Here is a 2,840-nt window from a genome sequence, read left to right as displayed (position 1 = left end):
CTAAGCTGGTTATTGGGAGCTGGTAAAACTAGCCCAGCAACTTCTACAGAGACCAAATGGCGTGAATCAGAACTTGATGGAGAAGATTCATCTGCACAATTAGAAGGTGGAGAATACAAAGATGCAGATTCAGGGCGTAAATGGTTCAATAACTACACTGAAATTTTCCGTAAATCTACTTCTGTTTCAGGTACATTAGATGCGATTAACGTTAATGGTGTAGGTAGTGAATTAGCTAATCAAGTCTCTCAACGTGCATTAGAAATGAAGTTAGATTTGAACAAAAAGCTATTAATTGGTGTAAAAGCTGATGAAAATGGTACTAAAGGACGACAAATGGCTGGTGTAATTAACTTAATCAACTCTGATAACTTAGTTAAAACGTCTGCAGCTGATGCAGTAACACGTAAAGATGTGGATAAAATGTTTAAAACTATGTTTGACAAAGGTTATGCAGGCGAAAAGCTATGTCTAGTTTCGACTGATATGGTTGATTTAATGACCGATGAAGTTGATAAAGCGGGCACTAAAGTGTTTAACTTTGGAGATCAAGTAGCTTTTGGATTGCAGCTAGGGAAAATTGTTTCAAATTATGGATCAGGTACAGCTTTAATTGAGCCGTCACTGCCAAGTGGAACAATGATTGCGTTAGATACAAACTATGTGGAGCTACGTCCGTTACGTGAATGGCGCGCAGAGGAATTAGCTAAAACAACTGATTCAAAACGTATTGGTTTAGTTGGTGAATACACGATTGAATACAACGCTTCAAATTCAGGGGCAATCTTAAACCTTGCAACTGCAGCCCGGGGTGAATAATTAAAAAGTAAAGGAGAATAATTATGGTTAAAAAGTCAGAGGTCAAAGAAGAAGTAATCGAAGAGACAAAAGAAGTAACTGAAGAAGTGAAACCTGCAACAAAAACATTCAAAGTTTTAAAAAATAAAAATTTCGTTGGTTTTGTTCATCCTGAAACACGTAAATTTATTACAGCAGTTGACGGAAAAATCGAAGTGAGTGTTTCTGATAAAAAAGCTATTGCAATTTTAGAAGAAGCTGCAGATTTAACAGAAATTTAGGTGATTATATGACAGACGAACAAAAAAAAGTAATTATAGAAAAAGTTTCAAAAATGCTACCTAATGTTTCAAAAGAGCGTATTTCGTCTGTCTTAGACCTAGTTCTTTTGGAAATCGGATCTTACAATACATGTAAGATTGAAATTGATTGGGATTTACTTACCTCGCTTGTAATTGAAATTCTATATCAGTCACTTAAAAGTGAAACGGAACAAGCTGTAACTAGCATTAAGCGCGGTGATACATCTATTAGCTATGCAACTACGCAGCAGAGTATAACAGCGTTGCTTGGCAATTACAGCGACACTATTAAACGTTTAATTGGCTGTGATAGTGGGGTGTTTTTCTATTGAATGAAGCGGATATTTTGGCAATGACCTATCTTGACACTTGTGTCATTGAAAGAATGAACGATATTGAAAATTCTGAAACAGGCATCACTGAGCAAGGGTATTCACCGATCCACGGAGGTAAATTAAAGTGTGCTCTTTCCCAAAGTGGACTGGGTAGCGCTGGAAGCTTACCAGTTGTTGAAAACAAAGGTACCTTTAATATCACTTACGAAGATCAAAAATTGTTTTTAATGCCTGATGTAGATGTGAAAAAGGCCGACAGAATCACTGTCATTCAAAGTACAGGTCAAAAACATATTTTATTTGCAAAGAAACCCTTTAACTATCCAAGTCACATCGAAGTGACATTGACAGGAAGTGCAATCGATGAGCAAAAGTGATTTTAGAATGACCTCGAACGCTGACAAAGTTATTGCTAATTTAAAGAAAATGACACCAATTGCTGAAAAAGAAGGTATTGCGATGGTCAATGATTCCTTAGCGAAGATTTATCAGTTAATTGTACCTATTACGCCGATTAAAACAGGTGATTTAAGACGTGGATACAGAATCATTAAAGCTAGAAAAACATCAAGTGGTAGAATCGTTGGTGCCTTAATTAACAATGAAAAATATTTTAAATATGTAAACGATGGGCACCGAACTAAGAATGGTGGATTTGTAAAAGGGCGATTCATGTTGCAAAAGTCTTATAAATTAGCTCATGCAACGTATATTCCAAAACGGTTTAAACAAATGGCGATTGTCATCGCGAAGAAAGGATAGGGTATGTACGATAAAATTTTAAAAATGCTTACTAGCAAAATAAAACAGTTCTCGGATGCACCTATCTATCTTGATGATGTGATGCAATCGTCAGAACCGTTTTATTTTGTTTTAAGCGTAGAAGAAAGCTTGACTGATAATGTTGGCCAAAACGTTCAGAATAAAGCATATAACGTTGATATTGCGTTAGTTGATAGCAAGAAAAATAAACAATTAGTAACAAGCCTAACAGAAAAATGTGGGGCTTTTTTTAATGTTTTGAATTTAGATGAAAATGAACTATTTTCAGAAGATTATCAGACATTTAAAACAGATGGAATTCAACATGTTAATTTTAATGTTGCTTTTCCTCAATTAATCGAATGGAGTGAAGAATAGATGGCAGTTAAAAAAAATGTAAGTGTCATTTCTGTGGAGAAACCAACCTGGTTCCCACTAACAGATGACACAGGTACTTTCCCAATCTACGGAGAGCCAACAACAATCGGGACTGCAGTAAGTATTAAACCAGATGTTACAACAGAAACAACGCCTGACTATGGCGATAGTGTAGTTCAAGATCAGTACGTTGCATTTGGCGGTGCAGAAGTTACTTTGGAAACAAATGGATACCAGAATGAAGTTTTAGCTGAAATTACGGGTG

General features: G+C 35.9%; 7 protein-coding genes. All 7 read left to right on the top strand.

The annotated features are described in order from the left end of the window. The coding region (locus tag ACTQ40_RS10360) for an SU10 major capsid protein (protein WP_441564103.1) at positions 1-819 on the top strand (819 nt) is incomplete at its 5' end. A gap of 23 nt (positions 820-842) precedes the next feature. Then, complete coding sequence (locus tag ACTQ40_RS10355; RefSeq protein ID WP_002402418.1) at positions 843-1,079, top strand: hypothetical protein; 237 nt, start codon at positions 843-845, stop codon at positions 1,077-1,079. Positions 1,080-1,087: 8 nt separating this feature from the next. Then, positions 1,088-1,432 (top strand): hypothetical protein, encoded by a 345-nt coding sequence (locus ACTQ40_RS10350; protein ID WP_002395886.1) that lies wholly within the window; start codon positions 1,088-1,090, stop codon positions 1,430-1,432. Next, a complete protein-coding gene (locus tag ACTQ40_RS10345; protein ID WP_142959626.1) occupies positions 1,429-1,812 on the top strand; it encodes a hypothetical protein in 384 nt (127 codons plus the stop codon). The genes ACTQ40_RS10350 and ACTQ40_RS10345 overlap by 4 nt, the downstream gene beginning before the upstream one ends. After that, positions 1,799-2,197, top strand: coding sequence for an HK97 gp10 family phage protein (locus tag ACTQ40_RS10340; RefSeq protein ID WP_002402415.1), 399 nt, complete (start codon positions 1,799-1,801; stop codon positions 2,195-2,197). The genes ACTQ40_RS10345 and ACTQ40_RS10340 overlap by 14 nt, the downstream gene beginning before the upstream one ends. Positions 2,198-2,200: 3 nt before the next feature. Next, positions 2,201-2,575 carry a phage tail terminator family protein gene (locus tag ACTQ40_RS10335; RefSeq protein WP_141426554.1) on the top strand — a complete coding sequence of 125 codons (375 nt, stop codon included), beginning with the start codon at positions 2,201-2,203 and terminating at the stop codon, positions 2,573-2,575. Continuing rightward, positions 2,576-2,840, top strand: a 265-nt coding sequence (locus tag ACTQ40_RS10330; RefSeq protein ID WP_441564102.1) for a hypothetical protein, incomplete at its 3' end; no start/stop codon positions are given. It lies immediately after the preceding gene.

The sequence above is a fragment of the Collinsella sp. Sow4_D11 genome, assembly GCF_052116465.1.
GTDB lineage: Bacteria > Actinomycetota > Coriobacteriia > Coriobacteriales > Coriobacteriaceae > Collinsella.
Note: the sequence above shows the minus strand (reverse complement) of the source record. Positions and strands in the feature narration are given on the sequence as shown.